Origin of the sequence: Mesorhizobium sp. (assembly GCF_965229135.1) — a bacterium.
GTDB lineage: Bacteria > Pseudomonadota > Alphaproteobacteria > Rhizobiales > Rhizobiaceae > Mesorhizobium.
In genome coordinates, this window is record NZ_OZ245860.1 from 2,168,419 (window position 1) to 2,194,640 (window position 26,222).

Below are 26,222 nucleotides of genomic sequence, written 5' to 3' on the forward strand. Positions count from 1 at the left end.
TGAGAGATCGCTGCCTATCTGAAGGGGGCCGGCATTGATCAAACTCGCCACGCCCTTCGATCGTGCTTTCCGACCGCTCGAAGCGGCGGTAACAGAGGGCCGCATTCCCGGGGGCGTGCTCGGCATTGTCGACAAAAACGGCGAACGTATCATCAAGGCGACCGGCTGCGCGCAATTGGTGCCAACCGTAAGGCCGATGCATGTCGAAACATGGTTCGACCTTGCATCGCTGACCAAGGTCATCTTCACGACGCCGCGCATCCTGGCGCTGGCCGAGGAAGGCGTCATAGATCTCGACGCGCCGCTGATCTCGGTTCTGCCGGACCTTCGCCAGTACGATGCGGAGGCGTGGGAGCGGAAGGTGACGTTTCGCCAATGCCTTGGGCACCAGACGCCCTTTCCCGCCGTCGAGCCGATCTACACTTACGGGCGGGACCCGGAGTTGCTGCGCGCCTTCATCCTGCAGCGCGAATGGCTGAAACGGGAGCCCGTCTATTCCGACATCAACTTCATTCTCCTGGGTTTCGCGCTGGAGCGCCTAACGGGCAGGACCATCCGCGACATGGACCCCGGCCTCGGCTTTGCCTGGTCCGCGGAACCCGATGGCGCCGCCGCGACCGAGGACTGCACCTGGCGCCATCGCGTGCTCTCGGGCGAAGTCCATGATGACAATTGCTCGGCGCTGCAAGGTGCTGGCCATGCCGGGCTGTTCGGAACGGCGGCATCGATCCTCGATTTCGCTGGGGGATTGCTGGATGGCGGCGGCGCCTCCGAACGTTCCATTGCTTTGATGCGCACGCCCTTGTCAGCCACCCGCACCCATGGCTGGGAGCGCCCGTATGAGGGCTGGTCCGGCGGCGCCTTGTGTGGCCCAGCCACCATCGGCCATACCGGCTTTACCGGCACGGGACTGTGGATCGACTTCGACAAAGGCAGGGCTTGGACCTTGCTCACCAACCGGATCCATCCGACACGTCATTTCGACAGCGGGATCGCCTCGCTTCGCCAGGCGGTCGGCGATCTCGTCAATGGAGCTTAGGAACACAATGGAACCAATCTGGGCCGTCGGCCTGATGACCGGCACCGTGCTTGACGGCAATATCGATGTCGCCCTGATCAAGACCGATGGCGAGCGCATCGCGGATTTTGGAACCTACACGCTGGCGCCCTACCCCGCGTCGATCCGGGACCTGCTCGAGGAAACGCTGAAGCAGGCGCGAACCTGGAATTTCGTCGGGCCAGAGCCGGCAATCTTCCGCGAAGCCGAAGACGCGCTGACGCGCGCGCAATCAACGGCGGTCAAGAACCTTGTCGAAAGCCACGGCCTGACGATGGCCGATATCGGCGTCGTCGGCTTCCATGGCCAGACCGTGCTGCATCGCGCGCCGCAGGTCGGCCGGCTCGGCCAGACCCGCCAGCTCGGCGACGGCGCCCTGATGCATTCCATCCTGGGGACCAAGGTCGCCTATGATTTCCGCTCGGCCGACATGCGCGCGGGCGGCCAGGGCGCGCCGCTATCGGCCGCCTATCATGCGGCGCTGCTGCGCGATGCCGATGCCAGCGGCGACACGGCCGTGCTCAATCTCGGCGGCGTCGCCAACATCACCTGGTGGGACGGCAAGGACAATGTCGTGGCCTTCGACACCGGCCCGGCCAATGCGCCCTTGAACGATTTCATCAAGTCGAAAGGGCTTGGCGAGATGGACCGAGACGGTGCGCTGGCCCGCGCGGGCAAGGTCGATGAAGGCCGGCTGGCCAAGCTGCTGGAGCACCCCTATCTGAGCAAGGCCTATCCGAAATCCCTAGACCGTTTCGATTTCGGCGCCGCGATGGCCGACGGCATGAACGCGGAGGACGGCGCGGCATTGTTGACGGCGTTCACGGCATCCGCCGTCGGCAAGGCGCTCGACCTGCTGCCGCACAGGCCCAAGAAGTTGGTGGTCAGCGGCGGCGGTCGCCACAATCCGATGATGATGGAGATGATCGCCAACCGCTCCGGCGTCGAAGCGGTGCAGGCGGAAACGCTGGGCTGGAAGGGCGATGCGGTGGAGGCCGAATGCTTCGCCTTCCTCGCGGTTCGGGTGCTGAGGGGTTTGCCCATCAGTTTTCCGAGCACAACGGGCGTGCCACAACCGATGCGCGGCGGGCGGCTGGCGGGTTAATCCGCCAGCTTCTTCTGTAGGAAGACGCGGTTGCGGCCGACAGGGAAATCGGCAAGCGTTCCGAACGGCCGATAGCCCTGGCGTTCATAGACCTTGGCGGCTTTCGGGCTGAACGTGTCGATCCAGGCGTTTTTACAGCCGCGCGCAGCGGCTTCCTGCTCGGCGGCGTCGAGCATGCCGCCTGCCATGTGCTGGCCGCGCAGGCGCTCGTCGACCCAAAGCCATTGTACGTAAAGCCAGCCCCAGGCAGTGTATCCCGAAATACCGGCAACCACCGCGCCATCGTCGTCGCGGACGAATACGGCAAGCGCCTTTCTTTCGGAGGCACCGACATCGCTGTCGTTGAATGCCGTCAGGCGCTCGCCGAGAAAGGCCAGTTCTTCCGGCCGTGGATCGGCGGTCGTTTCAAGCGTGGTATTCATGGCCTTGTCCGCGGCTTCGAGAGTGGATTTCCCTTGAAGCGTGTAGCGAAGGACGGTGCCTGGACGCAAGGTCAAGGTGTTGGCCGGCCCGCACCGGCCGATCGGCACGTATCCTTTTTCTAACGCCGTACGTCTTGATTGCAGCTGGCGACATGTCCCGGCCGGTGATCGTGGAGAAGGCAATGCTGAAAACGCACACAGGGAGCTGCCACTGCGGCAAAGTTCGGTTCGAGGCCGATATCGATCTCGGCAAAGGCACCATCAAATGCAATTGTTCGACCTGCACCAAGACGCGCTCATGGATAGGGTTCGTCGCGCCACAGCACTTCCGTCTCGTATCGGGAGCGCAATCGCAGACTGAATACCAATGGACGCCGCCTGGCAGAGAAGGTCCCAGCATCCAGTATCATTTCTGCTCGACCTGTGGGACCCGGATGCCGGCACGAGGCGATATCCCGGCCCTTGGTGGCGTCGTCCATGCCATACCGATGGCGGCGCTTGACGATATCGACCCGGACGAGTTGGCGGCCGCCCCGGTGATGTATGTCGACGGCAGGCACGATCGTTTCGATCGGACTCCCGATGACATCAGGCTGATGTAACATGGCGGAGCCGCGCCGGGCGTGCGTATTCTTCGCCGGAGTGTTCTGATGCCATGACGATGCAGCAGAGATACGACCCCACCGGGCTTTTCGACGTCCGTTACGCCGCCTTCCTGGCGACGGTCACGCATTTGCGTGTGCGACTGCATCGCTACTGCGCACGCATGACGGGTTCCACGCTCGACGCTGAAGATGTCATGCAGGAAGCGCTGTTCGAGGCCTACCGGAAGATCGAGACGCTCGACGATCCCGGCGCCCTTCGCCCGTGGTTGTTTCGCATCGCGCACAATCGCTGCATCGATTTCCTGCGCAGCCGGCAGGCACGCGAGCGGGCGGAAGCCAATTTTGCCGGAGACGGGATTGTCTTACCCGTCGAGCCGGCTGGCCAAGGTGCTGATCGCGCTATCGAACGGCTGGTGATCCACCTGCCGCCCAAGGAACGCGCCTGCGTCCTGCTCAAGGATGTCTTCGACTATTCGCTGGAAGAGGTGGCCGATCTCGTCGGCTCGACGGTGGGCGGCGTCAAGGCGGCGTTGAACCGTGGACGGTCGAAGCTGGCCTCGTTGCCAGCGGACCCACTTGCGGGTTCGGCGCCGGAGCGCGATCCCGAACTTTCGAAATTGCTGAGCCGCTATGTCGAACTTTTCAACCGGCGCGACTGGGACGGCGTGCGGGCCCTGACCAGCGCCGATGCACAATTGCGGGTCTCGGATTGTTTTCGAGGCCGGCTGTCGGAATCGCCCTATTTTGCCGAATATGAAAAGGGCCAAGGGGTCTGGAAGATGGTGGTTGGCAAGATCGATGGCGAGGTGCTGTTGCTCATTCTCCATCGAAACGACGACGCTTGGAATCCAGCCTATCCGATTCGAATCCACGCAGCCTACGGGGTCATCGATCGCATCGCCGATTACTATGCTTGTCCCTGGATATTACCGGAGGCTCTCGTTGTCGACGTCGATCCTGGTGGTACCGGAATCGACGCCGACAGTATGAGGCGCCTTACTGAAGCTTCGCCTGCAGGGCGTTGACGTCGTCCGTCGTCATCTCCCCATCCGTCGTCACCTTGCCGTCGGCGATCTTCCAAAGGCGGAACGGACCGGTGATGTCGCCATACTTGTCGAAGGCAACCGGACCGATGACACCTTCATAGCGGATAGGCTTGCCGTCCTTGATTAGGCCGAGCGCCTTTGCGAACTCTTCCTTGCCGGCAAAGATCGGCGTGCCTGATGGATCGACGGCCTTGTACATCGCATCCTTGATCTTGGCCGGATCCTCGGAGCCGGCGATGGCGATGGCGAGGCCAACGATGGCGCCTGCGTCATAAGACCGATCGGCCGCCGGGTTTGACGGCTCGATGCCGGAGAAGGCCTTGTAGTTCTTCATGAAGTAGTCGGTCGATGCGGTCGGGCTGGTGCCGGAGGACGTGCCATAGGCATCCTTAAGGTAGTCGGCGCCGACGGATTCGATGAAGTCCGGGCTGTTCATGCCGTCATTGAGCAGGAACTTCTGCACGCCGCCCTGAGAAATCCAGGTGCGCGCGATGGTGGCGCCATCGACCGGCGTGCTGATGAGATAAAGCCCGTCAGGCTCGCCGGCCATCGCCGCCGTAACTTCGGAAGCGTAGCTCGACTGCTTTTCGTTGTAGGGGGTGTCGGAGACGATGGTGCCGCCGAGTGCCTTGTAGGCGCGCGAGAATTCCGCCGACATGTTGACGCCGAAGTCGTTGTTGACGTGGATGATGGCGAGTTTCTTAAAGCCCTTGTCGACAGCGTATTTGGCGGCGGCGACGCCCTGCAGCGCATCGGAGGTGATGGTACGGAAGAAGATGCCGTTGGTCTTGCCGTCGCGTCCGAGAGTCGTCAACGTCGGCGAGGAGGAGGCCGGCGAGACCTGGACGATCTTGGCCGGTGCGGTGACCGAGGTCAGAATCGGGATCGACACGGAAGAGATGATGCCGCCGATGATGACGGGCACCTTCTTCACCTGGACCAACTGCGTCGCGGCGTCGACCGCGATATTGCCCTGGCTCTGGCTGTCACGCGTGTCTGTGGCGAGATCGCAGCCGCGCACGCCGCCGGCGTCATTGATGTCGCGGAACGCCATCTCCACGGACTTGGCGCCGGCCTGGCCGTATTCGCCGGCCGGACCGGTCAGTTCCATGACGAGGCCGACGGTGATCTTGCAATCGGCGGCGTGGGCTGCGCCGGCTGCCGTCAGCAGCGCGAGCGCGGTGGTGATCTGAAGGATCGTCTTGGTCATTGTTGTTCCCCTTTCGTTACACGACTCTCGTTGATGTCTGTCGATGTCTGGAGCCTGTCAGCCTTCCGGCATCTGCAGCCAGGTTTCATGCAGATGCCGCCATTCGACGCCGTTGGGCGCCGAAGAACGGGTGGTGAAAACAGCGCTCGCCTGACGTCGGCTATGCTTGCCGCCACGATGCTGTATCTCGATGTAGGAGACGATGATCGTGTCGTCGCTCTCCCAGCCGGGACGGATGTCGTCGGTCGAGATCAGAAAATCGCTGCCGCATGTGGCGCGGTTGGCCCTGACATAGTCGAGCACGGCATCGCGATCGAGAATCCTGCCGCTCGGCGGGATCATGCGGAAGCCTTCACCGATGACGGTTTCGAAGCGGCCGAAATGCGTCTTGTCGGCACTGACCGTGCGATACCATTCGAAGAAGAAATGGTGGAGATCGACGATCTCGGCGCGGGCGCGGGAGAACAGGCTGCGTTCGCTGGTCATTTCTTCCCCGCGTTCAGGTTGTAGTGCATGATCGAGCCGTGGCGGCCATGACGGTCGCGCTCCAGCGTGTAGACGTCTCCCTCGAGACCTTTGCCTTGCGCGATGACAGCGGCGATCCGGGAACGATCCCCGGCATCGAGCGCGATGTCCATGATCCCGGCATTGGCGAGCGCATGCGCCTGGTTGCGGGCGCCGACGATCACGGCCGCTACCCGCGGCTGTTCGAGCACCCAGGCACTGGCGATGGTGGCGATATCCACCCCATGGCGATCGCCAACCGCCTTCAGCGCCCGCAGCAGTTGCTGGAAGAGATCCCAGCCGCCGAAATCGTCGATGATCAGCTTGTACTTGACCAGCGAGCGGTTCTCGAGCGGCATGCCGGGCTCGGCAGCGCCGAGCCACCTGTCGCTGAGGAACCCGCCGGCGACGGAACCATAGCAGAGGAAACTGACGCCGTTCCTGGCCGCGAGTGCCGCGAGGCTCCTGGCCGGCCGCTGGTCGAGCACGGAATACTGCAGTTGCTGGCTGACCAGCGGAATACCCGCGTCGAGGAGCTCGGTCAGGCGCCGAGTGTCGAAATTGGTCGTGCCGAGATTGCGCACCTTGCCCTCGCGGCGCATCTCATCCAGCCAGCCCATCGCATCGACATAGCCGGGCATTGCATAGTCCCACCAATGGAACTGCACGAGGTCGAGGCGCTCGGTCTTCAGCCGGCGCAGCGATTGCTCGACGATGCCGCGAATATAGTCGCGGCTGATGTTCGACAGCCTTGCGAGATCCGGCACCAGCTTGGTATGCACTCGCATCCTGGCGGCGACATCGAGGCCGCGCTCGCTGGCAAGCCGCAGCCGCGCGGCACCAATCAGTTCCTCGACGCCGGTATAGATGTCGGCGCAGTCATAGGTCCAGATGCCCGCATCGAAGGTGGCGATCAGGTCGCTCACCGCCTGGTCGCGATCGATCGCCCCATGACCGCCGGCGAGCTGCCAGCCGCCGCGAATGACGCGCGAGATCGCATAGCCCGGGCTGAGTTCGAAGGTCCTGGCGGTCATCTGGCTTCATTCTCCTTCGGCAGCGGCACGGCCGTCGTTTCGGCATGGCTGAACCGCCGTTTTCCTGTCCTGACGATGCGCAGCCGGCTGGCGCAATTCGGGTCCGGACAGGCGATCTCGGCGTCCGACGTCATCCAGTCATTCCTGTCGGTCGGGCGCTGCTTGGCCGCCAGCAGCGGCAGGACGGCGGCGAGCGAATAGATCGAAAAACCCTGACCCGCCGGCATCGACAGCATCTCGCCCTTGAGCTCGAAATAGTCGCCGGGCTTGGCGCCGCAATAGATCGGCTTGTCCCTTGGGATGACCGCCTCGACGCGAAGATCGAAGAGTTCGAAACTGTCGTCGGCCATTCAGATCTCCACACGGGTGAAGGTGACTTCGCAGGCGCCGTTGCGGCGGATGATACCGCAAGCGGCGGCGAAAGGCTCGCGCTCCTCGGGCCGGACCTGCGCAACGACGCTTCCGGCGAGCCAGCCGATCGGGAACAGCAGGCGCGCGCCCTGGCCGTAGAACAGGCCGATATCGAAGATCGCATTGGGACTGCCGCCCCACATGCGCGGCGGCACATAGGACAGCACGATGTCGCCCGGCTGCGGCGTCAGCGTCGCATTCTCCGCCGGCAAGGGCGCGGCATAGGACCGACCCTCCAGGTGAGTGGCGGGAATCGGGCAGGAGATTTCGGGACCCGTCCACATCGCATGAATGCCCGGCACGATGCGCGGCTGCTCGAGATAGGCCCAGAGGAAGGCGGCGTTCTCAGGCGCCTTTTGCGGCAAGAGCAGCGCCGTGACCGAGAGCTCGGAACGGGGTTCGGTGATGACGATGGCGCGGCCGGTCATGTCAGATACTCAGTCCTTCGCGGATTGGAGCTTGTCGCGCAGAAAGGCGAAGGGGCGGCTGATGTCGGCCACCAGCGCCTCGCGCGCGGCCTGCGCATCCTGCTTGGCAAGTGCGGCGACGATGCCGCGGTGATAGTGGGCGGTGTCGACCTCGCCAGCCTCGGAAAAGGCATAGATCGCCACGCGGATACACGGCCCCGACTGCAGCCATAGGCTTTCGATCATCGGGATCAGCACGGCGGAACCGCAGCAGCGGTAGATCTCGAAGTGGAAGCTCTGGTTGAGCGTCGCTTCGCGGTCGATGTCTTTCTTCTGCTTCAGCGCGCGCATCTCGTCCCATTCGCCCAGCATGGCTTCGATGGACGCGATCTGGCGCGGGCTCATGCGGGTGGCGGCAAGCGCGATCGCTTCGCCCTCGATGAGAGACCGGGCGCGCAGGAGGTCGTCCATGCGCTCCAGCGTGATGGGGGGTACGCGCACGGAGCGGTTGGGAAGCGCCTCCAGAGCCTTTTCCGTGATCAACCGTCCCAGCGCCTCGCGCACCGGCATGGTCGAGGTGACCAGCGCCTCGGCGAGGCCACGAATGGTCAGAACCTGGCTTGGCTCGAAAAGGCCGCCGATCAGTGCCCGTCGCAGTTCGGAATAGACGCGGTCCTGCACGGTCTCGCGGCCGACGGGCGTGAGTTGGGCCGCGATCGACCCGTTGTTCTTTTCGATGGCAGCCTTTTGCATTCCCGGCCCCGTTTTTCGGCTTGCGGAGGAAATTAAAGCCGAATAGCGTGATCAAAGCAAGTGTGATCACAGATCAAAAACAAGAAGGCGGCAAAGACCGCTCCATCCAGAGGGATGCATGAACGACACGATCGAAGGAGCGCCCAGCGCGCCGGTTCTGATGGCAAAAAACGTCGTCCGGCGCTTTGGCGGGCTGGTCGCGGTCAACGATGTCTCGTTCGACGTCCGCCAAGGCGAAATACTCGGCCTCATCGGCCCGAACGGCGCCGGCAAGACCACCATGTTCGACCTGCTGGCGGGCAGTATCCTGCCGACCAGCGGCGAAATCCTCCTCAACGGCGTCAACGTGTCGGGCGAAGCCGCGCATCGCCGCATCGGCCGAGGCTTGGGGCGCACATTCCAGATCCCCCGCCCCCTACCCAACCTGACGCTGATCGAAAACGTCATGCTCGCCGCGCAGGGGCAGTCCGGTGAGCGGTTGCTCGCCAACTTCCTGACGCCCTGGCGAGTCGCGGCTGAAGAGAAGGTCGCCGAGACCAAGGCCGGCGAATTGCTGGAGCTTGTGTCCCTTGCCCGCCTCGCCCACGAACCGGCGCGCGTGCTGTCCGGCGGTCAGCGCAAGCTGCTTGAACTCGCCCGCGTGATGATGGCCGACCCGGCGATCATCCTGCTCGACGAACCGGCGGCGGGCGTCAACGCAACACTGCTCGAAGTCATCATCGACCGCATCCGCGACATCAACGCGCGCGGCATCACTTTCCTGCTGATCGAGCACAACATCGACATGGTGACGCGGCTCTGCCACCGCGTCCTCGTCATGGCCAGCGGCCAGTTGCTGTGCGAAGGCACTGCGGACGAGGTGGCGCGCGACCCGCGTGTCATCGAGGCCTATCTCGGAGGGGCGGCGGCGGCATGAGCGAAACCGTCCTCGACGTCCGCGATCTCGTTGCAGGCTATGAGCCCGGCGTACCGATCGTCCGCGGCGCCTCGATCACCGTCAGGAAGGGCGAGATCGTCGTCGTGCTCGGCCCCAATGGCGCCGGCAAGTCGAGCCTGATCAAGGCCATCGCCGGCCTTGTGCCCATCACCGCCGGCGCCGTCCTTCTCGACGGCAAGGACATCACGGCGGCTCCCGCCCACATGATGGTTCGGCTTGGGCTTGCCTTCGTGCCGCAGACCGAGAACATCTTTCCGCTGATGTCGGTCGAGGACAATCTGAAGGTAGCCTGCGGCATCCTGAAGCCGCGCGACATCCCCAGCCGCATCGACGAAATGTACACGGCTTTTCCCGATCTCGTGCGCCAGCGCAGGACCGCCGCCGGCAATCTGTCGGGCGGTCAGCGGCAGATGCTCGCCGTCGCGCGAGCACTGGTCGTGCATCCGAAGGTGCTGGTGCTCGACGAGCCGTCGGCCGGCCTGTCGCCGAAATTCGTTTCCATGGTCTTCGAGATGCTGGCCGGTATCCGCAAATCCGGCGTCACCATCCTCCTGGTCGAGCAGAACGCCAAGGCAGCACTTGCCATTGGAGACCGTGCCTACGTGCTGGTCGAAGGCAAGGACCGGCACGAGGGCGTCGCTTCCGAACTCTGGAACGACCCGGTGGTCGCGGAACTCTATCTCGGCCAGCGCCCTCTCCATTCCAGAGAAGCCGGTCAGGCTGAGACAGGCCAGGGCTCCGAGAAAGGAGGCGAGGCATGAACCTGCAATTTGTCGTCGACGGATTGCTGACGGGCTCGATGATCGGCCTTGGCGCCATCGGGGTGACGCTGACCTACTCCATCCTGCGGTTCTCGAACTTCGCCCATGGCGACTTCATGGCCTGGGGCACCTACGCGACGCTCGCCGTCGTAAGCGCCATTGGCGCGGTGTTCGGCAAGATCGCGCCCATCGCGCCACTCTCCTTTGGCTGGCCGCTGATCGTCGCCGTCATCATCGGCATGGCTTTCACGGCGCTTCTGGCGCTGCTGCTCGACAAGGTGCTGTTCTCGCGGCTGCGGACGCAGGGACAGGCGATCATCGTGGTGATGGCCAGCTTCGGCGCCTCGATGGCGCTGCGCAGCCTGCTCGAGTTCATCTTCACCTCGCGGCCGACCTATTTCAGCCGCGCCATCCAGATCGCCATGCCGGTCGGCTTCGGCATCCGCATCACCCCCGACCAGATCGCGCTGCTGCTGGTCACCGCCGTGCTCGTCTTCGGCGTGCATCTGTTGATGACGCGCACGCAAGCCGGACGCTCGATGCAGGCATACAGCCAAAACGCGGCGCTGGCGCGTATCGTCGGCATCGACGTCGCCAAGGTCGTTCGCATGACCTGGATCATCGGTGGGGCTCTGGCCTGCGTGGCCGGCGTCATGATCGGCATTCTCGTGCAGATCCGGCCTTTCATGGGCTTCGACATGCTGTTGCCGATGTTCGCGGCGGCCATACTCGGCGGCATCGGCAGCATTCCAGGCGCCATACTCGGCGGCCTGATCATCGGACTGGCGGAAGCGGGCGCGGTGCAACTGATCGGCGCCGAATGGCGCGCCGCCGTCTCCTTCATCATCCTGATGGCGGTGCTGTTCGTGCGGCCTTTCGGCATCTTCGGCGTGAGGGAGAGATGATCGATCTTCTCGGATACGGGGCGTTCTTCCTGACGACAGCGCTGATCTTCTCGCTGATCACGCTTGGGCTCAATCTGCAGTGGGGGCTGACCGGCCTCTTCAATGTCGGCCTCGCCGGCTTCGTCGCCATCGGCGCGTACACCTCCGCGCTGCTGACCACGCCCGAAGATGCCGCCCGGCTTGGCGGTTTCGGCCTGCCGATCATCATCGGCTGGCTGGGCGCCATGATCGTCGGCGGCATCGCGGCGGCCATCACTGGCATGGCCACCTTGCGCCTGAGGTCGGACTACCTCGCTATCACCACTTTTGGCGTCGCCGTCGTCGTGCAACTGGTCGCCCTCAATGCCCAGAAGCTTACCGGCGGCCCTTTCGGCATAGGCTTCATTCCGCGTCCCTTCGGCGAACTTGCCGAGAAACCCCTATTGTTCAACCTGTCCAACCTCGCCGTCGTCGCGGCGGTGACGATGATCGCCTATCTGGCGCTGGAACATCTGTCGCGCAGCCCCTGGGGGCGTGTGCTGAAGGCGCTGCGCGAGGATGAGCGGGCGGCGATATCGCTGGGCAAAAGCGCGCGGTTCTACCGCGTCCAGGCCTTTGCCGTCGGCGGCGCAATCATGGCGCTGGCCGGTGCGCTGCAGGCGCATTTCATAGGCTTCATCGCCCCGGACAATTACCTGCCGATCCTGACCTTCCAGGTCTGGGTGATGCTGATTGTCGGGGGCTCGGGCAGCAACAAGGGCGCCATCATCGGCAGTATCCTGGTCTGGGCGATATGGGCCGGCTCCGGAGCCGTGACGAGCGCGCTGGTCCCTGCCGAGCAACAGGCACGCGCCGCGGCCCTGCAGATCGCCGCTATCGGCGTGATGCTCTGCATCATTCTTCTGGTCAGGCCAGGCGGCCTTTTCGGCGACATGCCGCGACGCCCGAGGTTCGGCAAGGCCGCGAAAGCGGCAGCGGGCGAAAGCACCAGCAAGTGAAGCAGGATGTTGCCGGCTCATCGCGTCTCTCCCTATGGCATGCTGTCGGCCGCGATCGCCGCGAGCGCCCTGCTCTCAACGGCGCGATCGATGTCGACCTGGCAATTGTCGGCGGCGGCTTTTCAGGCCTTTCCACGGCGTTGCACACCGCCGAGAAAGGCCGCACCGTCGCCGTTCTCGAGGCGGAGATCGTCGCCTGGGGCGCGACCGGCCGGAACGCCGGCTTCGTCGTGCCGAACTTCGCCAGGATGGATCCGGCCAATATAACAGCCCATCTCGGTCCCGAACGCGGCGAACGCCTGATCGATTTCGCCGCCGGCAGCGCCGATCTCGTCTTCGATCTCATCAATCGGCACGGCATCGCATGCGACGCGCTGCAAAATGGATGGATACAGCCGGCGCATTCCCCCGCTGCCCTGGAGAAGGTCAAGTCGCGCGCCGACCAGTGGGCGCAACGCGGCAGGCCGGCCGTCGCGCTGGATGCAAGGGAGACCGAGGCGCTGACGGGCGCTCGCGGCTATATGGGCGGCTGGATGGACCGCTCAGGCGGAGTTCTCAATCCGGTCGACTATGCGCGTGGGCTCGCCAATGCGGCGGAAAAGGCCGGCGCACGGATTTTCGAGCATTCGCGGGTCATGTCGATCGACAGGATAGCGGACGGCTGGATGCTGAAAACGGCGGCGGGATCGGTGCGTGCCGGAAAGCTGCTGATCGCCACCAACGCCTATGGCGGGCGGCTCAATCCAACGCTTGAGCGCACCTATTTTCCGCTCAAGGTCTTCCAGATCGCGACCCGGCCACTGCCGGGCGCGATACGCAGCCGGCTGCTTCCCGGCGGGCAAGGCGTCGGCGACACCAGGCGCAACCTTTTCACCTTCCGCTTCGACAGCGCGAACCGGCTGATTACTGGCGGCATGCATGTCTTCGGCGCCGGCTCCGATACTCGGGTGCCGCAAACGATCTGGCGGCGGCTTGGCAGGCATCTGGACCTTCCAGACCTCCCACCGCTTGAATACAGCTGGTCGGGAATGGCCGCCGTCGAACCTGATTTCCTGCCGCGTCTCGTCGATCTCGGGCCGGGACTGATCGCCGGCTTTGCCTGCAATGGACGCGGCATCGCAATGACAACGGCCATGGGCAAGGTGCTGGCGGATTGGGCCGAAGGCGCGAATGCCAGTGATCTGCCGCTGCCGTTCGCGCCGCCCTCGCCGATCCCGTTCCACGGCCTGATGCGGCACGCGCCAAACATGCTGCTGCCCTGGAGCATGCTGCGCGATCAGATGGACGCGGCCTGACAGCCCAACTGAAGTCGAACCCCGCGACCGCCGCAACCTTGCTGGCAGACGCCGTTTGCCTCAGACCGCCCTGTTCTGCGTCGGCGCGCGGCCGCCGCCATCGGCGACGAGCACGGCGCCGGTGACGAAGGAGGCGTCGTCGGATGCGAGAAACAGGCAGCAGGATGCGATCTCCGCCGGCTCGGCCACACGCCGGAGCGCGATGCGGCCGGTCAGCGCGGCGAACTCTTCGTCGGGGGTCGAGCAGTTGATCGCCGCGGCCGCCTCCATCTCCTGCACGCTCATCGGCGTGCGCACCCAGCCTGGCGCCACCGCATTGGCGCGGATGCCGTCGGGGCCGTGCGCATAGGCCAGCGAGCGGGTGTAGGAGACGAGTGCGGCCTTGCTCGCCGAGTATGCCGCGTTCTGGCCGCTGGCGTTGAAGGCGCCGACCGAGGCGATGTTGACGATCGAACCGCCGCGCTGTTTCAGCAACGGCAGGGCGGCACGGCAGACCATCATGGCGCCGGTCACATTGACTGCGAAGCTGCGGGCCCAGGTCTCGTCGCTCAGGCTCGCCGGTTCGTCGAGGATCATCAGCCCGGCGGCGTTGACGACGATGTCGAGCCGGCCGCCGCAAGCGCCGATGGCACGCGCCACGTCGCCCGAGTTGGTGATGTCGCCGCGCACGGCGGTGCCGCCGCAGGCTTTGGCGGCGACGTCCAGCGTTTCGCCGCCGAGGCCGAAGACGACGACTTCAGCGCCATGGCGCCCGAACAGTTCGGCGGTCGCTCGGCCCATGCCGGTCGCGGCGCCGGTGACAAGCGCCTTGCGGCCCGCGAGGCGGCAGCTGACACTTTCTCCGCTCATGCCAGCCCCCAGTGCCGTTCGACCGCGAATCCGGTCTCCGGCAAGGTCGAACCGCCATCGACGATCATCGTCTGCCCGGTCATGTATCCAGCCTGTTCCGAAGCGAGGTAGAGCATGGCGAAGGCGATGTCGTCGGCCTCGCCCAGATGACCGACGGGGATGTGGCGGGCGAGCCGGCCGGCAATTTCGGGTGCGCTCATCTTGCCGCGGCCCGGCTTGGCGATGAAGCCCGGCTCGACGCCGTTGACGGTGATGCCGTCGCGCGCGAATTCGAAGGCGGCCCCCCGGATGAAGGCGTTGACGCCAGCCTTGGCCGCCGAATAGTGGGCGCCGCCGGCCATCGCCACGCGGGCCGACACGGACGACGTGACCAGCATGCGGCCAAAGCCGTTCCGGCGCATCACCGGAGCCGCCGCCTGCGCCAGCCAGAAGCAGGCCTTGAGGTTGAGCGACAGCGCCTCTTCGAGCTTGTCCTCGTCCATCTCGCCGATCGAGGTCCAGGGGCAGCCGCCGGCATTATGGACGACGATGTCTAGCCTGCCGGACTGACCGACGACATCGTCGACCAACGCATGCACCGCGGAACGGCCAAGGCCGTCGAGCGGAACAGCGCGGGCGCTCAGTTTGCGGCCCGACAGGTCGGCGGCCAGAGCCCGCGCGACATCGACGGTGCGGTTGGCGATGACGACGGAAGCACCGGCTTCCGCGAAGCGGGTGGCGATCGCGGCGCCGATGCCGCGTCCACCGCCGGTCACCAGCGCCACCTTGCCCGTGAGGTCGAAGGGCCGCGCCATCGCTCAGACAACCCCGGCGTCGACGACCAAGGCGATGAAGCGCTCGAATACCTCGGTATGGCGGTCGACATCGGCCGACGTGGTTGCCGGGCACATCAGGAACATGGTGTGGAACGGCGTCACCAGAATTCCCTCGTTCATGTAGAAGGCATGCAGCAGCGTCTCGAGATCACCGCGCCGGCTGGCGATGACTTCGGCGCCGTTCCTCGGCGGATGCGGCATGAACATAATCTCGGCCCGGGCGCCTATCTGCGTCACGTGCCAGGGCAGATTGTTGGCGGCGATAATCCCGCGCGCGGCCTCGGCGAGCCGCGAGGCATTGCCGATCATCACGTCGAAATTGGCTGACGTCAGCACCTCTTCCAGCACCGCGCGCATGGTGGCGACGGTGAGCGCGTTGCCGGCCAGCGTGCCGCCGATGCCGAGATGGGCCGACTGGCGCACGCGCGGATTGACCATCGGCACGATCGCCCACAGCCGCTCGGCGATCTCCTGCGAGACCCCGAAGATGCCCGCTGGAATGCCGCCGGCAATGGCCTTGCCCGCCACCAATATGTCCGACTCCAATCCATGCTCGGATGAATAGCCGCCGGGACCGCTGGAGATAGTATGCGTCTCGTCGATGATCAGCACGGTGCCGGTGCGGCGGGTGATCTCGCGCAGTGCCGCGTGAAAGCCTTCGGCGACCGGGATCATGCCGAAATTGGTCATCAGCGGTTCGGTCAGCACGCAGGCGACATCGCCGACTGAAAGCGCCTGCTCCAAAGCTTCGACATCGTTGAATTCGACCACCCGGGAGACGGCGGAATGGTCGACGCCATTGGGATGGATCATGTTGCGCATACCGATGCGGCCTTCGCGGATCTCGACATGCGCCTCCTCGACGCCGCCGTGATAGCAGCCGGAGAAGACCAGCACCTTGTCGCGACCCGTGATCATGCGGGCGATGCGGATGGCGCCGCGATTGGCGTCGGTCGCCGAGGTGGTGAACGTCCAATAGGGCAATCCGAAACGCCGCTGCAACTCGGCGCCGACCCACAAGCTGTCTTGCGTGGGCAGCATCATGGTGGTGCCGTTCTGCAATTGGCGGACGGCCGCGCGCGTCACCGCTTCCGGCGCGTGGCCGCACATGCCGCCGGTGTCGCCAAGGGCGAAGTCGATATAGTCGTGCCCATCTATGTCACGGATATGGGCGCCCTTCGCCTCGGCGGCGTAGACCGGGAAGCCGCCGGCCCAGCGGCGCATCCAGTGCGATGGCGCGCCATAGAGGAAATGCCGTTTGCCCTCCTCCCATGCGGCCGCCGACAGCGGATGCGTCAGCCGGAAGCGTTGCTGCTCGCGGTCGAGCAGGTCGCTGATCGTTGCGGGATGCGTTTCTTGTCTGCTGGCTGCCGTCAAAGTGCGGAGTTTCCCCTCGTACGCCATCGCTTCCGGGGCGCGAAAATCTGCTTCCCGATTTGGTTCATTATTTGAACCCGCGTTTAGTATGTTATAGAGACCCTGCAAGGCGGATCGGCCTCTGTCAAGTTAATTCACACGCGAAGTATCTCGGAGAATTCAGGATGAGCACAGTCGGCAAGGCGATTTCATTGCTGGAGCTGTTCACGCTGGCGGAGCCGGAGATCGGCCTCTCGGACCTTGCCCGCAAGGCCGGCCTAGACAAGGCCACCGCCCGGCGCCTGCTGGTGTCGCTCGCCGGTCATCGCCTGATCGAGCAGGAGCCGCGCAGCCGCCGCTATCGCCTCGGCGCCGGCCTGTCGCGGCTCGCCCGAATCCGCGATGCGCACTTTCCGTTTGTCCGCGTCGCCGCGCCGATTCTACGGGAGCTTTCGGTGGAGACCGGCGAGACCGTGCACCTGTCGGAGTTCAGCGCCGGCGCGCTGCTGACGGTGCATGTCGAACTCTCGGCAAAGGCCAACCGCGTCAATGTCGATGTTGGCCAGGTGCTGCCGCTGCATGGCACGGCGTCCGGCATCGCCTTTCTCGGCTTCTCGCGCCCCGAGACGATCCAAGCCTATATCGACAAACCGCTGGAGGCTTTCACCAAGCATACGGTGACGACGCGTGACAAGCTCACCGAGGCGATCCGCCTTGCCACATCGCGCGGCTATTCGCGCAGCGCCCAGGGCTACGAGGACGGCGTGCACAGCATCGCCGCGCCCATCCTCGGCGCGGATGGCTGTCCGCTTGGAACGCTGGCGGTAGCCTCGCCGATCTCACGCATCGACGAGGCGGTCGCGGCCAGCCAGGGCGACGCGGCCATCCGGGCGGCACGATTGATTTCGGCTCACCTCAACGGAGAGCCATGACGGCTCGACGCCAATCCGGCGCGCAAGACCCTGGAGGCCGAGGACATCGCGCGCCACGATGCAAATTCGAGCGCGCAGTTTTCACGCGCCTTCAAAAGCAAGTGCGATGTAGGGCCGCGCGAGTTGCACCATGGGCTTTGGCCGGTGGTGCACCGGAAGCCTGGGCGCCGCAGCCAGTACTATGCCGACTTGAGAACGGTGAACGGGCGTTTGTGGATGGCCCGCTTTGCCTGGAAATTCGCGGCCGGAGCCGGACGTCCGACGCGGAAGCCCTGGATCTTGTCTATGCCGAACTCGCGCATAAGGGCGATCTGCTCGTCGGTTTCCACGCCTTCGACCAGGATCTTGTGGCCGCGGTTTCTGACCAGGGCGATGATGTCCTGGAGCATTGCCTTGCCGTTCGGCGTGGCGCAGTCGTGAAGGAACGAGCGGTCGATCTTCACCGTATCGAAATCGATCAGGCGAAGCCACGAAAGGCCGGCGAAGCCGGTGCCGAAATCATCGAGCCATATCTTGATGCCCAGCAGCTTCAGGTCGCTGATGCAGCGAAGGATGTCGGAGTGCATCTCCATCTCCAGCCCCTCGGTGATCTCGAAGGCCAGCCTGTTGCCGGTCACGCCGGTCTCGCCCAGGATGGTCGCGACAGACGCCGCGAAGCCAGGCGTCTTGAGCTGGATTGGAGAGACGTTGACGCTGACGACACGGACGTGATCATCCGCAAGGAGTTCCGCGCATACTGTCCGTATTGCCCAACGCCCCAGTTCCAGGATGGCGCCGGTCCGCTCCGCCACGGGAATGAACAGGCTCGGCGGGACCAGGGTGCCGTCCAGCATCTTGAGGCGCATCAGAGCCTCCACGGCTTCAACTCGGCCCGACTTAACGTCCTGGATGGGTTGATAAACGAGCGACACGAGACCCTGGCCGATCGCGATCTTTAACAAGGCCGCGAGGTTCTCACTTTCGTCGCTGCTCTGGGGATCGGTTGGATCGAACAGCCGGGCGCAATTTCGACCGCCCGCCTTCGCCAGATAGAGCGCCCGGTCGGCCTCGTGGATGATCTTCTCCAGCTTGGCGCCGGTCTGCTTCCTGGTGAATGCTGCGCCAACGCTCGCCGTCACGATCGAGATGCCGTCCCGCCGCAGCTCGTGGGCGATCGCCAGATTCTCCACAGCGCGGCAAATGGCTTCCGCCAGGTCCGCGACCTGGTCCTTCTTGTCCATGCGCGCCAGGACAATGAACTCTTCACCGCCATAGCGCCCGATCGAGCCATCATACTGCCTGATCAGATCGCTAAGGGCATTGGCCACATGGATCAGGCAACGGTCGCCTTCCTGGTGGCCGTAGCAGTCGTTGAACTTCTTGAAGAAGTCCACGTCAATGAGGATCGCGGCAAAGCTGCTGCCGAGCTTTTGCCAGTCGCTCCAATACTCGCGCAGCTTCTCGTCGATGGCCCGGCGGTTCTCCAGGCCCGTGAGCGGATCGGTCCGCGACAGTCTCAGCAAAGCCTTGCCGCGCTCGGTGGCCTCCCTGTGCTGAACCTTCGCTTCCAGGGCGTTCAGAAAGACGTTGTAGCGCTCCTTGTTCAGCTTCCAGTTCACGTATGACGTGAACGTAAAGCACGAAATATAGAAGGTGCCGAACACCATCTTGTACGTTATTGATGCCGGAACAAAGTAGTTCACCACATACAGTATGCACAGGATTATGGTGGACGTTATGATGGATAATTTGAAGCTGAACGTAAAGAATAGATTGGCGCTCATCATAAAGATGGTGCCGAAGACCATATAATAGGCGACACTTTCCCTGTCCGCCCCCATGGATGTTGGGTACAGCCAGCCAATGTAGCCAAAGATGATGGCCGCGGCGCACGTCAGGTCAAGCCATTCGGTAGCGGCTCCCCGGCGAAGCTGGACTTCCAGCGTCAGCAGTGCCGTCAGCCCGACGGCGAACCGCGCCGTGATCGTATAGGCCGCGACATCCGGGATAAGCAGGAGATCCGTCGCCGAAAACAGGACATAGATAACGACGGCTATCCAGAGCCCAGGCCTGGCGTCCGCTCTTCGCTTCGCCTGTGCCTCGGTCCTGTAAAGAGTTCGAAGTTCCTCGGAGCCCGGCTCGTGGCGCGGTTCGAACACGTCCACATGCGCCATGTCGGCCAAGCCGGATGACAGGCGTTCGTTCACAACAAATCCCGGTTCAAGGGGATTGTGCTTTCCGAGCTCTTTTCCAGCTTCTGCGCCCACGCGGGCCGACTCCTTGGGACGCGACGACGATTCTCGACGTAGTCAAAATGCAATGACGCAAGACAAGTTTGCGTTAACTCGAAACCGGAATCTGGCCGACAAGATGTTCAAAGAACTGAGATGGTTAGCGGGAAATTAATCATACCGCTAAAATGCACCCGAACCACCGTTGGCAAATGGAGCATTCTACGCAATAAGTTAAGCCACTGTTAACCATGGAGCGATGCTGTGCAAACCGTCTTTGATGGCAAGAGCCTGATTACCGCCGAGATGATTGCCAGCAACCTCAGCCGAGGGAAGCCCGAGCATCATGGCGAAGCGTTCGAAACCGCGCGCGCGGAACTGGCGCTGATCCTCCACGCGACGCACCAGCAGGTGGAGCAACGCAGAGACCCCGCGGAGACTGTTCGTCGCCTGCTGTCGACCCTCAACGCGCTGCGGTCCAAGGTCCACCCCGACGTCTGGCAAGCGTTGATTCCGGTGGCGCAGAACCACCCGATCCTGGAATATTTCCTCCAGGATCCGCTGACGCGGTGGTCCTTCACCAAGCCCAGGGGTTATTCCGGCGACGCCGAGCTGCTCGACTACATCTATTGTGACCCGCATGTGGCCGAGAGCGTGGCAAGCGCTTCCGAGGTCGGCAAGGCGCTTTACAGCCATACCCAGAACGTACCGTCATGCGTCGCGGCACGCGAACGACGCGATCTCCTGACCCGCTATGTCGATGAGATCGCGGCCAGGACCGGGCCGGAAACCGAAGTCCTGGCGATCGCCGCCGGCCATTTGCGGGAAGCCAATCGTTCCGTCGCGCTGGCACAGGGCGGCCTCAAGCGCTGGGTCGCACTCGACCAGGATCCCCAGAGCGTCGGATTGATCGCCCGCGACTTCCAGGGCACCGCCATCGAGGCCGTCGACGGCTCGGTGCGAACCATGCTCACGCGAGGCCACAAGCTGGGCAAGTTCGACTTCATCTACGCCTCCGGGCTCTACGACTACCTCCAGCACAATGTCGCCGTGAAGCTCACCAAGACGTGCCTGCAGATGCTGAAGCCCAACGGCACGTTCCTCTTTGCGAACTACGCCGAGGACAATCCAGATGCCGGGTACCGGGAGACATTCATGGACTGGGTGCTGCTGCTGCGGACCGAGGTCGACATGTGGAACATCGTCAATGCCAGCGTCGACCGCAACACCGTAGAGGCGCGGGTGTTCTTCGGCGAGAACCGCAACGTTCTGTACGCCGTGATTGAAAAGCGGGGCTAGGCCGGCGCCGCTTGAAACGACCCCACGGGCAGCGCGCGGCGTGTAGCGCCCGCGCATCCGTCATGCAGCGATCATGCTTCGGCTGACCAGCGGCAACACCAGCGCGCCGGTGATCATGATCGGCGACCGCTGCGCCGATTTGCTTGTGGGCTCCCCCCTACCTCTTGAGCGGAGACATCATCCCAGTGCGATCCATGCCGTCTTGAGGTCGGTGTATTTGTCCAGGGCGTGCAGCGACTTGTCGCGGCCGAAGCCGGACTGCTTGACGCCGCCGAGCGGCACGGTGATATCGGCGCCGCCATAGGTGTTGACATGGACGACGCCGGCATTGATGGCGCGCACCATGCGATGCGCGGTGGAAAGGTTGGCGGTCCACACCGCCGAGGCAAGCCCGTAGACGGTTGAATTGGCCAGGCGCACCGCTTCCTCTTCGGTCTCGAAGCGCATCACGCCGAGCACCGGCCCGAACACCTCTTCTTGCGCAAGCTGCATCCCTTGCGTGACATTCTCGAAGATCGTCGGCGCCATGTAGCTGCCGCCGGTATCCGCCAGGATCCGCTGCCCGCCCGTGACCAGTCTTGCGCCTTCCTCGGCTGCCCTGGCGACGAAGCCGAGATTCTTGTCCAGCTGCTGCGAACTCGATACCGCGCCGACATCGCTGGTGAGATCGAGCGGGTCGCCGACCTTGAGCCGCGTGGTCGCCGAGACAAGCTCGTCCATGAAGCGGTCATAGACCGACGACTGGACGAGCAGGCGCGAGCCGGCGACGCAGACCTGGCCGGAATTGCGGAAGATGCCGTTGGCCGAGACGATCGCGGCCTGTTTCAGGTCGGGCGCGTCGGCAAAGACGATGTTGGGGGACTTGCCGCCGAGTTCGAGGAAGACGCGCTTGAGATTGGAGCGCGCGGAGTATTCGAGCAATCGCCTTCCGACCGGCCCCGAACCGGTGAAGGCGATGGCGTCGACATCCATATGCAGGCCCAGCGCCTCGCCGGTGACCGCGCCTCGGCCGGTGACGACATTGAGCACGCCTGCGGGAAGCCCGGCTTCGGCCGCCAATTCCGCCAGCCGCAGCAGCGTCAGTGACGCGATCTCCGGCGGCTTGACCACCACGCAATTGCCGGCGGCAAGTGCGGGCGCGATCTTCCATGCGCCGATCATCAGCGGGAAATTCCAGGGCACGATGACGCCGACGACGCCGAGCGGCTCCTTGTGGATCAGCCCCAGCACATTGTCGGCGGTCGGCGCGATCTCGCCATAGACCTTGTCGATGGCCTCGGCGTAGTAACGGATGGTGCCTGCGGCCGACAGCGGCTCGGCCTTGTAGGCCATGCCGATCTCGGTGCCGTTGTCGCGCACGCCGAGGACTGCCAGTTCATCGACATGCTTTTCGACCAGTTCGGCGAGCTTGGTCAGCACCTTCTTGCGGAAGGCGGGGGCCGCCCGCGACCACGAGCCCTTCTCGAACGCCTTGCGCGCCGATTTGACCGCGCTGTCGATATCGGCGGCATTGCCGTCGGCGATGCTGGTGAAGGCGCGGCCGTCGATCGGCGAAATCACCGGCAGCGTGACGCCGCTTGCGGCCTGCGCCTGCACGCCATCGATGAACAGGCCGCGCGGGCCGATCTCCGTCTTGCGCAGCATGTCGATGGCATTTTGACTGATCATGGGGAAATCGCTCCTGGACTGACATGCAATGTGGTTGGCGCCCTAAACTCCCAGCCACGGAACTCCGGCTCCTTGCCGGGCACCAGCCTGAGATCGGGGAATCGCAGGAGCAACAGCCTTACCGCGAGGCACATCTGCTCGCGCGCGAAAAACCGGCCGGAACAGAAATGGTGGCCGAAACCGAAGGCGGCGTGGTTGCCTTCATCGCGGTTGATGTCGAAGCGGTCGGGATCGGCAAAGCGGCTCTCGTCGCGGTTCGCCGAGGAGACCAGCGCGGCGACCGGGGCGCCTGCCGGGATCGTCGCGCCGCCAAGCTCGACCGTTGTTGTCGTCTGCCGCGTCTGGGTGCCGATCGGCGCCACCCAGCGCAGGCCCTCATCGACGGCTTTCGGCACGAAGGTCTCGGGGTCATCGAGCACTTGCCGCAATTGCCGGGGATGCGAAAGCAGGCCAGCCAGGATCGAACCGGCGCCATGCCCGGGCTCCTGCATGCCGCCGAGCAGGATCACCTTGATGCTCGGCATCAGGAAATCGATCGGGCGGGTTTTACCCTCCGGCATGCCGTCATGCAGCATGTGCGATAGCGCGGAATCGTCGGGCTCACGCACGAGCCTTTCCAGCGTCGGCAGGATGGCGGCGCCGACCTCAGCGCTGATGGCGTCTGCGACCTCCTGCCGCTTCGGATCGTTCTCGAAGTTGATAGCGCCTTGTGCAAGGCCGTAGAACCAGCGGCGCAGCGTCGGCATGTCGATGTCGGCGAGGCCGAGCGAACGCGCCAGGCTGAGCGTCGACACCGGCTCGAAATAGTCGGCCATCAGTTCGGCGGCACCCCGTTTTGCGATGCCGTCGAGATACGGGTCGGCGATCGATCGCACGAGGTCGCCGGCATAGGAGGCAACGGTGCGCGGCCGGTATTTCGGGTCGACGCCCAGGCGCAGTTGCTTGTGCGTCTCGCCATCGGTGGTCAGGATCGTCGGTTTGCCGAAGGAGCGCTCGACGGGTGACGAGCCGACGACGGCGGAGAAGATGTCGGGCGATTTCGCGACGAACTCGACATCCTTCCATCGGGTGACGAACCAGAGATTGACCGAGGGCACGAAAGCGACCGGCGCACTACGCCTGAGCTCGGCATAGATCGGGTACGGATCGGCTTCCAGCGCCTCGACGGTGATGTTTTCGGCAAAGCTCAAAGCCGCCATTCCCTTCACGATGAGAAGGGCGGCGTTGCACGCCGCCCCGGTAGGTCTCTCAATCCACGGCCTCGTTCAATCCTTCAGGGGCAGACCCAGGCTGTCGAAGGCCACGCGATCCCGGCCCCTCAAGGCGCCGGCCAGCAACAGGCCGACCAGCGCGGCGATCAGCACCAGCCCCGGCAAGAACACGCCGAGGAAGCCACCGGCCCCGGACAGGCTGCCGAAATTGATCACGATCAGATAGATGATGACGACGAAGGCGATGAACGTAAGCCCGGGCAGGATGGTGGTCTTCACCGCGTTCTCCTGCGCCGACGGGTTGGCGCGGAAGTACATCACCACGGCGAGCGATGCGACCGCCATCATGACGATGACGCCGAGCGTCGCGACATTGGTCAGCCAGGAAAACAGCGCCAGCACCGGATCGAGGCCGAGCACGGCGAACAGGCCGACGACGACAGCCGCCAGCACGCTCTGGATCACCGAGGCGACATGCGGGCTCTGGTGCGCCGAGTGCGTCACGCCGATCGATTGCGGCAGCAACTTCTCGCGGCCCGAGACGTAGATGTAGCGGGCAACCGCATTGTGGAACGCCAGCACGCCGGCGAACAGGCTCGACACGAACAGGATGCTCATCGCATGCGTGAGCAGCGTCCCGGCATAACGGTCGGACAGGCCGAACAGGAAGGTCGTCGGATCCTGCAGGCCCTGCAGCGCCGGCAGCAATTTGTCGACACCGGCGCCGACCGCCATCAGCCAGGCGGTGACCATGTAGAAAACGCCGATCAGCAGGACGGAGAAGTAAGTCGCGCGCGGAATGGTGACCTTCGGATCGCGTGCCTCCTCGGCGTAGATCGTGGTCGCCTCGAAGCCGATGAACGCGGCAAAGCAGAACAGGATGGCGATGGCCGGCGCGCCCGATGTGATCTGGCTCCAGCTAAACGGCGCCGCCGATAGGCCGCTATCGCCGCCGGTCTTGAGGATCGTCAGGTCGAGGATCAGCACCACCGCGTATTCGCACAACACCAGCACCGTCAGGATCTTGGCCGACAGGTCGACCTGGCGGTAGCCGAGCACCGCGACGACGGCGATGGCGATGAAACTCCACACCCACCAGGGCAGATTGATGCCCCAGCCGGCGAATAGCCCGGAGGTCGCAGCACCCAGCAGGCCCATGACGCCGATCTGCATGGCATTGTAGGACAGGATCGCGATCAGCGCCGTGGCGCCGCCGGCTAGCCCGCCCAGGCCGCGCGCGGCGAAGGCATAGAAGGCGCCGGCGTTGCCGACGTGACGCGACATGGCGACATAGCCGACCGCGAACAGGAGCAGCAACACCGTCACGATCAGATAGGTGCCGGCAAAGCCCGCGCCGTTGCCCATCAGCATGCCGAGCGGCGTGCCGCCGGCCACCGCCGTGAGCGGAGCCGCCGCCGAGATCACCATGAAAGTGATGGCGCCGACGCCAAGACTGTTCTTCCTCAGCCGGTTCACTTCGCCGGCTTCAACTGTTGTGGTCATTTCTCCCTCCAAATTCCGCGCCGCGGAAACAAGTGTCCCTGAGATGTCGCGGCCTTCTGCGGGCCAGTATCGTTTCATTATTTGGAACGACATTTCGAATATAGACTTGCAAACGAACCCGACTCCTGTCAAGTTAATTCGCACGTTAAGTATCTATGGGAGGATAAGGACGCATGAGCACGGTGGCCAAGGCCATTTCCCTGCTTGAAATCCTCGGCCAGGGCGAGCCCGAGATCGCGCTTGCCGATCTCGCCAAGCGCACCGGATTTGACAAGGCCACGGCGCGCCGTCTGCTGATCTCGCTGATCGAACACGACCTGGTGGAACAGGATGAAGGCACCCGCCTCTACAGGCTGGGCGCCGGCGTCGCGCGGCTGGCCATGATGCGTGAAGCACAGTTCCCGTTCCTGCGGACCGCGATACCGATGGTCGAGGCATTGGCCACGGAGAGCGGCGAAACGGTGCACCTGTCCGAATATTCGAAGCGAGGCCTGATCTCCGTCCATGTCATCGAATCGGCCAAGGCCAACCGCGTCAGCGTGCCGCTCGGCGAATTGCTGCCGATGCATGCCACTGCCTCGGGCATCGCCTTCCTGGCCTTCACCGAGGATCGCATCCGCAATGCCATTCTGGCGGGGCCGTTCCCGGCTTTCACGCCCTTCACTGTATCAAGCGCCATGGCGCTTGCCGAACATATCGCGGCGGCACGCGCCCGCGGATACTCGATCGGCTCGCAGGGCTACGAGGAAGGCGTGATGAGCGTCGCCGCCCCGATCCTGGGCGCCGACGATCTCGCCATGGGCGCCATCGCGATCGCCGCGCCGCGCGCGCGTATCCACGAGGGCGACATCGAACGTCATGGCGTGAGCCTCATCGAGGCGGCACGCACCATCGGCGAGCAGCTTGTCGGCCGGCGCGGCCTGCCAGCCCGCAAGCGCGCTTCGTGATAG

General features: G+C 64.2%; 26 protein-coding genes. 12 read left to right on the forward strand and 14 right to left on the reverse strand.

The features are described 5' to 3' along the window. The first annotated feature begins 34 nt into the window (after positions 1-34). Both ACO07C_RS10510 and ACO07C_RS10515 read left to right on the forward strand, forming a co-directional pair. Positions 35-1,039 carry a serine hydrolase domain-containing protein gene (locus tag ACO07C_RS10510; protein ID WP_421914105.1) on the forward strand — a complete coding sequence of 335 codons (1,005 nt, stop codon included), beginning with the start codon at positions 35-37 and terminating at the stop codon, positions 1,037-1,039. Between the two features lie 7 nt (positions 1,040-1,046). Further along, positions 1,047-2,162 carry an anhydro-N-acetylmuramic acid kinase gene (locus tag ACO07C_RS10515; protein WP_421914106.1) on the forward strand — a complete coding sequence of 372 codons (1,116 nt, stop codon included), beginning with the start codon at positions 1,047-1,049 and terminating at the stop codon, positions 2,160-2,162. On the opposite strand, the gene ACO07C_RS10520 is transcribed toward ACO07C_RS10515, so the two are convergent. Beyond that, a complete protein-coding gene (locus ACO07C_RS10520) occupies positions 2,159-2,584 on the reverse strand; it encodes a GNAT family N-acetyltransferase (protein WP_421914107.1) in 426 nt (141 codons plus the stop codon). The genes ACO07C_RS10515 and ACO07C_RS10520 overlap by 4 nt on opposite strands. 182 nt (positions 2,585-2,766) lie before the next feature. On the opposite strand from ACO07C_RS10520, the gene ACO07C_RS10525 reads away from it, so the two are divergent. Both ACO07C_RS10525 and ACO07C_RS10530 read left to right on the forward strand, forming a co-directional pair. Continuing rightward, positions 2,767-3,186 (forward strand): GFA family protein, encoded by a 420-nt coding sequence (locus ACO07C_RS10525; protein ID WP_421914108.1) that lies wholly within the window; start codon positions 2,767-2,769, stop codon positions 3,184-3,186. Between the two features lie 53 nt (positions 3,187-3,239). Next, on the forward strand, positions 3,240-4,214 hold the full coding sequence (locus ACO07C_RS10530; protein WP_421914109.1) for a sigma-70 family RNA polymerase sigma factor: 975 nt from the start codon (positions 3,240-3,242) through the stop codon (positions 4,212-4,214). Here the strand turns inward: ACO07C_RS10530 and ACO07C_RS10535 are convergent. The 6 genes from ACO07C_RS10535 to ACO07C_RS10560 are packed head-to-tail and all read right to left on the reverse strand — an operon-like array spanning position 4,186 to position 8,554. After that, on the reverse strand, positions 4,186-5,445 hold the full coding sequence (locus ACO07C_RS10535) for an ABC transporter substrate-binding protein (RefSeq protein WP_421914110.1): 1,260 nt from the start codon (positions 5,443-5,445) through the stop codon (positions 4,186-4,188). The two genes, ACO07C_RS10530 and ACO07C_RS10535, sit on opposite strands and share 29 nt — an antisense overlap. A 57-nt stretch (positions 5,446-5,502) precedes the next feature. Continuing rightward, on the reverse strand, positions 5,503-5,931 hold the full coding sequence (locus tag ACO07C_RS10540) for a hypothetical protein (RefSeq protein ID WP_421914111.1): 429 nt from the start codon (positions 5,929-5,931) through the stop codon (positions 5,503-5,505). Further along, positions 5,928-6,983, reverse strand: a complete 1,056-nt coding sequence (locus ACO07C_RS10545; RefSeq protein ID WP_421914112.1) for an aldo/keto reductase — start codon at positions 6,981-6,983, stop codon at positions 5,928-5,930. The genes ACO07C_RS10540 and ACO07C_RS10545 overlap by 4 nt, the downstream gene beginning before the upstream one ends. Next, positions 6,980-7,333, reverse strand: coding sequence for a TIGR04076 family protein (locus ACO07C_RS10550; protein ID WP_421914113.1), 354 nt, complete (start codon positions 7,331-7,333; stop codon positions 6,980-6,982). The genes ACO07C_RS10545 and ACO07C_RS10550 overlap by 4 nt, the downstream gene beginning before the upstream one ends. Further along, positions 7,334-7,822, reverse strand: coding sequence for a DUF3830 family protein (locus tag ACO07C_RS10555; protein WP_421914114.1), 489 nt, complete (start codon positions 7,820-7,822; stop codon positions 7,334-7,336). A 9-nt stretch (positions 7,823-7,831) separates the two neighbouring features. Further along, positions 7,832-8,554 (reverse strand): GntR family transcriptional regulator, encoded by a 723-nt coding sequence (locus ACO07C_RS10560; protein WP_421914115.1) that lies wholly within the window; start codon positions 8,552-8,554, stop codon positions 7,832-7,834. Positions 8,555-8,672: 118 nt separating this feature from the next. Between ACO07C_RS10560 and ACO07C_RS10565 the strand changes: the two genes are divergently transcribed. From ACO07C_RS10565 to ACO07C_RS10585, 5 genes are read left to right on the forward strand one after another with little or no spacing between them, the layout of a single operon-like run. Beyond that, a complete protein-coding gene (locus tag ACO07C_RS10565; protein WP_421914116.1) occupies positions 8,673-9,470 on the forward strand; it encodes an ABC transporter ATP-binding protein in 798 nt (265 codons plus the stop codon). Continuing rightward, positions 9,467-10,252, forward strand: coding sequence for an ABC transporter ATP-binding protein (locus ACO07C_RS10570; protein ID WP_421914117.1), 786 nt, complete (start codon positions 9,467-9,469; stop codon positions 10,250-10,252). Before ACO07C_RS10565 ends, ACO07C_RS10570 begins: the two co-directional genes overlap by 4 nt. Then, positions 10,249-11,157, forward strand: coding sequence for a branched-chain amino acid ABC transporter permease (locus ACO07C_RS10575; RefSeq protein ID WP_421914118.1), 909 nt, complete (start codon positions 10,249-10,251; stop codon positions 11,155-11,157). The genes ACO07C_RS10570 and ACO07C_RS10575 overlap by 4 nt, the downstream gene beginning before the upstream one ends. After that, a complete protein-coding gene (locus ACO07C_RS10580; protein ID WP_421914119.1) occupies positions 11,154-12,134 on the forward strand; it encodes a branched-chain amino acid ABC transporter permease in 981 nt (326 codons plus the stop codon). The genes ACO07C_RS10575 and ACO07C_RS10580 overlap by 4 nt, the downstream gene beginning before the upstream one ends. After that, the gene (locus tag ACO07C_RS10585) at positions 12,131-13,429 is read left to right on the forward strand and encodes an NAD(P)/FAD-dependent oxidoreductase (RefSeq protein WP_421914120.1); all 1,299 of its coding nucleotides are present in this window, start codon (positions 12,131-12,133) and stop codon (positions 13,427-13,429) included. Before ACO07C_RS10580 ends, ACO07C_RS10585 begins: the two co-directional genes overlap by 4 nt. A 60-nt stretch (positions 13,430-13,489) precedes the next feature. Here ACO07C_RS10585 and ACO07C_RS10590 read toward each other — a convergent pair whose 3' ends face one another. The 3 genes from ACO07C_RS10590 to ACO07C_RS10600 are packed head-to-tail and all read right to left on the reverse strand — an operon-like array spanning position 13,490 to position 16,470. Further along, positions 13,490-14,278 carry an SDR family NAD(P)-dependent oxidoreductase gene (locus ACO07C_RS10590; protein ID WP_421914121.1) on the reverse strand — a complete coding sequence of 263 codons (789 nt, stop codon included), beginning with the start codon at positions 14,276-14,278 and terminating at the stop codon, positions 13,490-13,492. Continuing rightward, positions 14,275-15,072: an SDR family oxidoreductase gene (locus ACO07C_RS10595; RefSeq protein ID WP_421914122.1), complete on the reverse strand. Its 798-nt coding sequence runs from the start codon at positions 15,070-15,072 to the stop codon at positions 14,275-14,277. Before ACO07C_RS10595 ends, ACO07C_RS10590 begins: the two co-directional genes overlap by 4 nt. A gap of 3 nt (positions 15,073-15,075) precedes the next feature. Then, positions 15,076-16,470 (reverse strand): transaminase, encoded by a 1,395-nt coding sequence (locus tag ACO07C_RS10600; RefSeq protein ID WP_421914123.1) that lies wholly within the window; start codon positions 16,468-16,470, stop codon positions 15,076-15,078. Between the two features lie 164 nt (positions 16,471-16,634). Between ACO07C_RS10600 and ACO07C_RS10605 the strand changes: the two genes are divergently transcribed. Continuing rightward, positions 16,635-17,381, forward strand: a complete 747-nt coding sequence (locus ACO07C_RS10605; RefSeq protein WP_421914124.1) for an IclR family transcriptional regulator — start codon at positions 16,635-16,637, stop codon at positions 17,379-17,381. A gap of 179 nt (positions 17,382-17,560) precedes the next feature. On the opposite strand, the gene ACO07C_RS10610 is transcribed toward ACO07C_RS10605, so the two are convergent. Next, positions 17,561-19,534 (reverse strand): putative bifunctional diguanylate cyclase/phosphodiesterase, encoded by a 1,974-nt coding sequence (locus tag ACO07C_RS10610; protein WP_421917491.1) that lies wholly within the window; start codon positions 19,532-19,534, stop codon positions 17,561-17,563. A 321-nt stretch (positions 19,535-19,855) separates the two neighbouring features. On the opposite strand from ACO07C_RS10610, the gene ACO07C_RS10615 reads away from it, so the two are divergent. After that, a complete protein-coding gene (locus ACO07C_RS10615; RefSeq protein ID WP_421914125.1) occupies positions 19,856-20,890 on the forward strand; it encodes a class I SAM-dependent methyltransferase in 1,035 nt (344 codons plus the stop codon). A 177-nt stretch (positions 20,891-21,067) separates the two neighbouring features. Here ACO07C_RS10615 and ACO07C_RS10620 read toward each other — a convergent pair whose 3' ends face one another. The 3 genes from ACO07C_RS10620 to ACO07C_RS10630 all read right to left on the reverse strand — a co-directional run bounded on the left by ACO07C_RS10620 (position 21,068) and on the right by ACO07C_RS10630 (position 25,272). Continuing rightward, positions 21,068-22,558, reverse strand: a complete 1,491-nt coding sequence (locus ACO07C_RS10620) for an aldehyde dehydrogenase (RefSeq protein WP_421914126.1) — start codon at positions 22,556-22,558, stop codon at positions 21,068-21,070. After that, positions 22,555-23,748 carry a cytochrome P450 gene (locus ACO07C_RS10625; RefSeq protein WP_421914127.1) on the reverse strand — a complete coding sequence of 398 codons (1,194 nt, stop codon included), beginning with the start codon at positions 23,746-23,748 and terminating at the stop codon, positions 22,555-22,557. Before ACO07C_RS10625 ends, ACO07C_RS10620 begins: the two co-directional genes overlap by 4 nt. A gap of 75 nt (positions 23,749-23,823) precedes the next feature. Beyond that, positions 23,824-25,272, reverse strand: a complete 1,449-nt coding sequence (locus ACO07C_RS10630; protein ID WP_421914128.1) for an APC family permease — start codon at positions 25,270-25,272, stop codon at positions 23,824-23,826. A 173-nt stretch (positions 25,273-25,445) separates the two neighbouring features. Here ACO07C_RS10630 and ACO07C_RS10635 point away from each other — a divergent pair, with 173 nt between their 5' ends. Beyond that, positions 25,446-26,219, forward strand: coding sequence for an IclR family transcriptional regulator (locus ACO07C_RS10635; protein WP_421914129.1), 774 nt, complete (start codon positions 25,446-25,448; stop codon positions 26,217-26,219). Positions 26,220-26,222 lie beyond the last annotated feature (3 nt).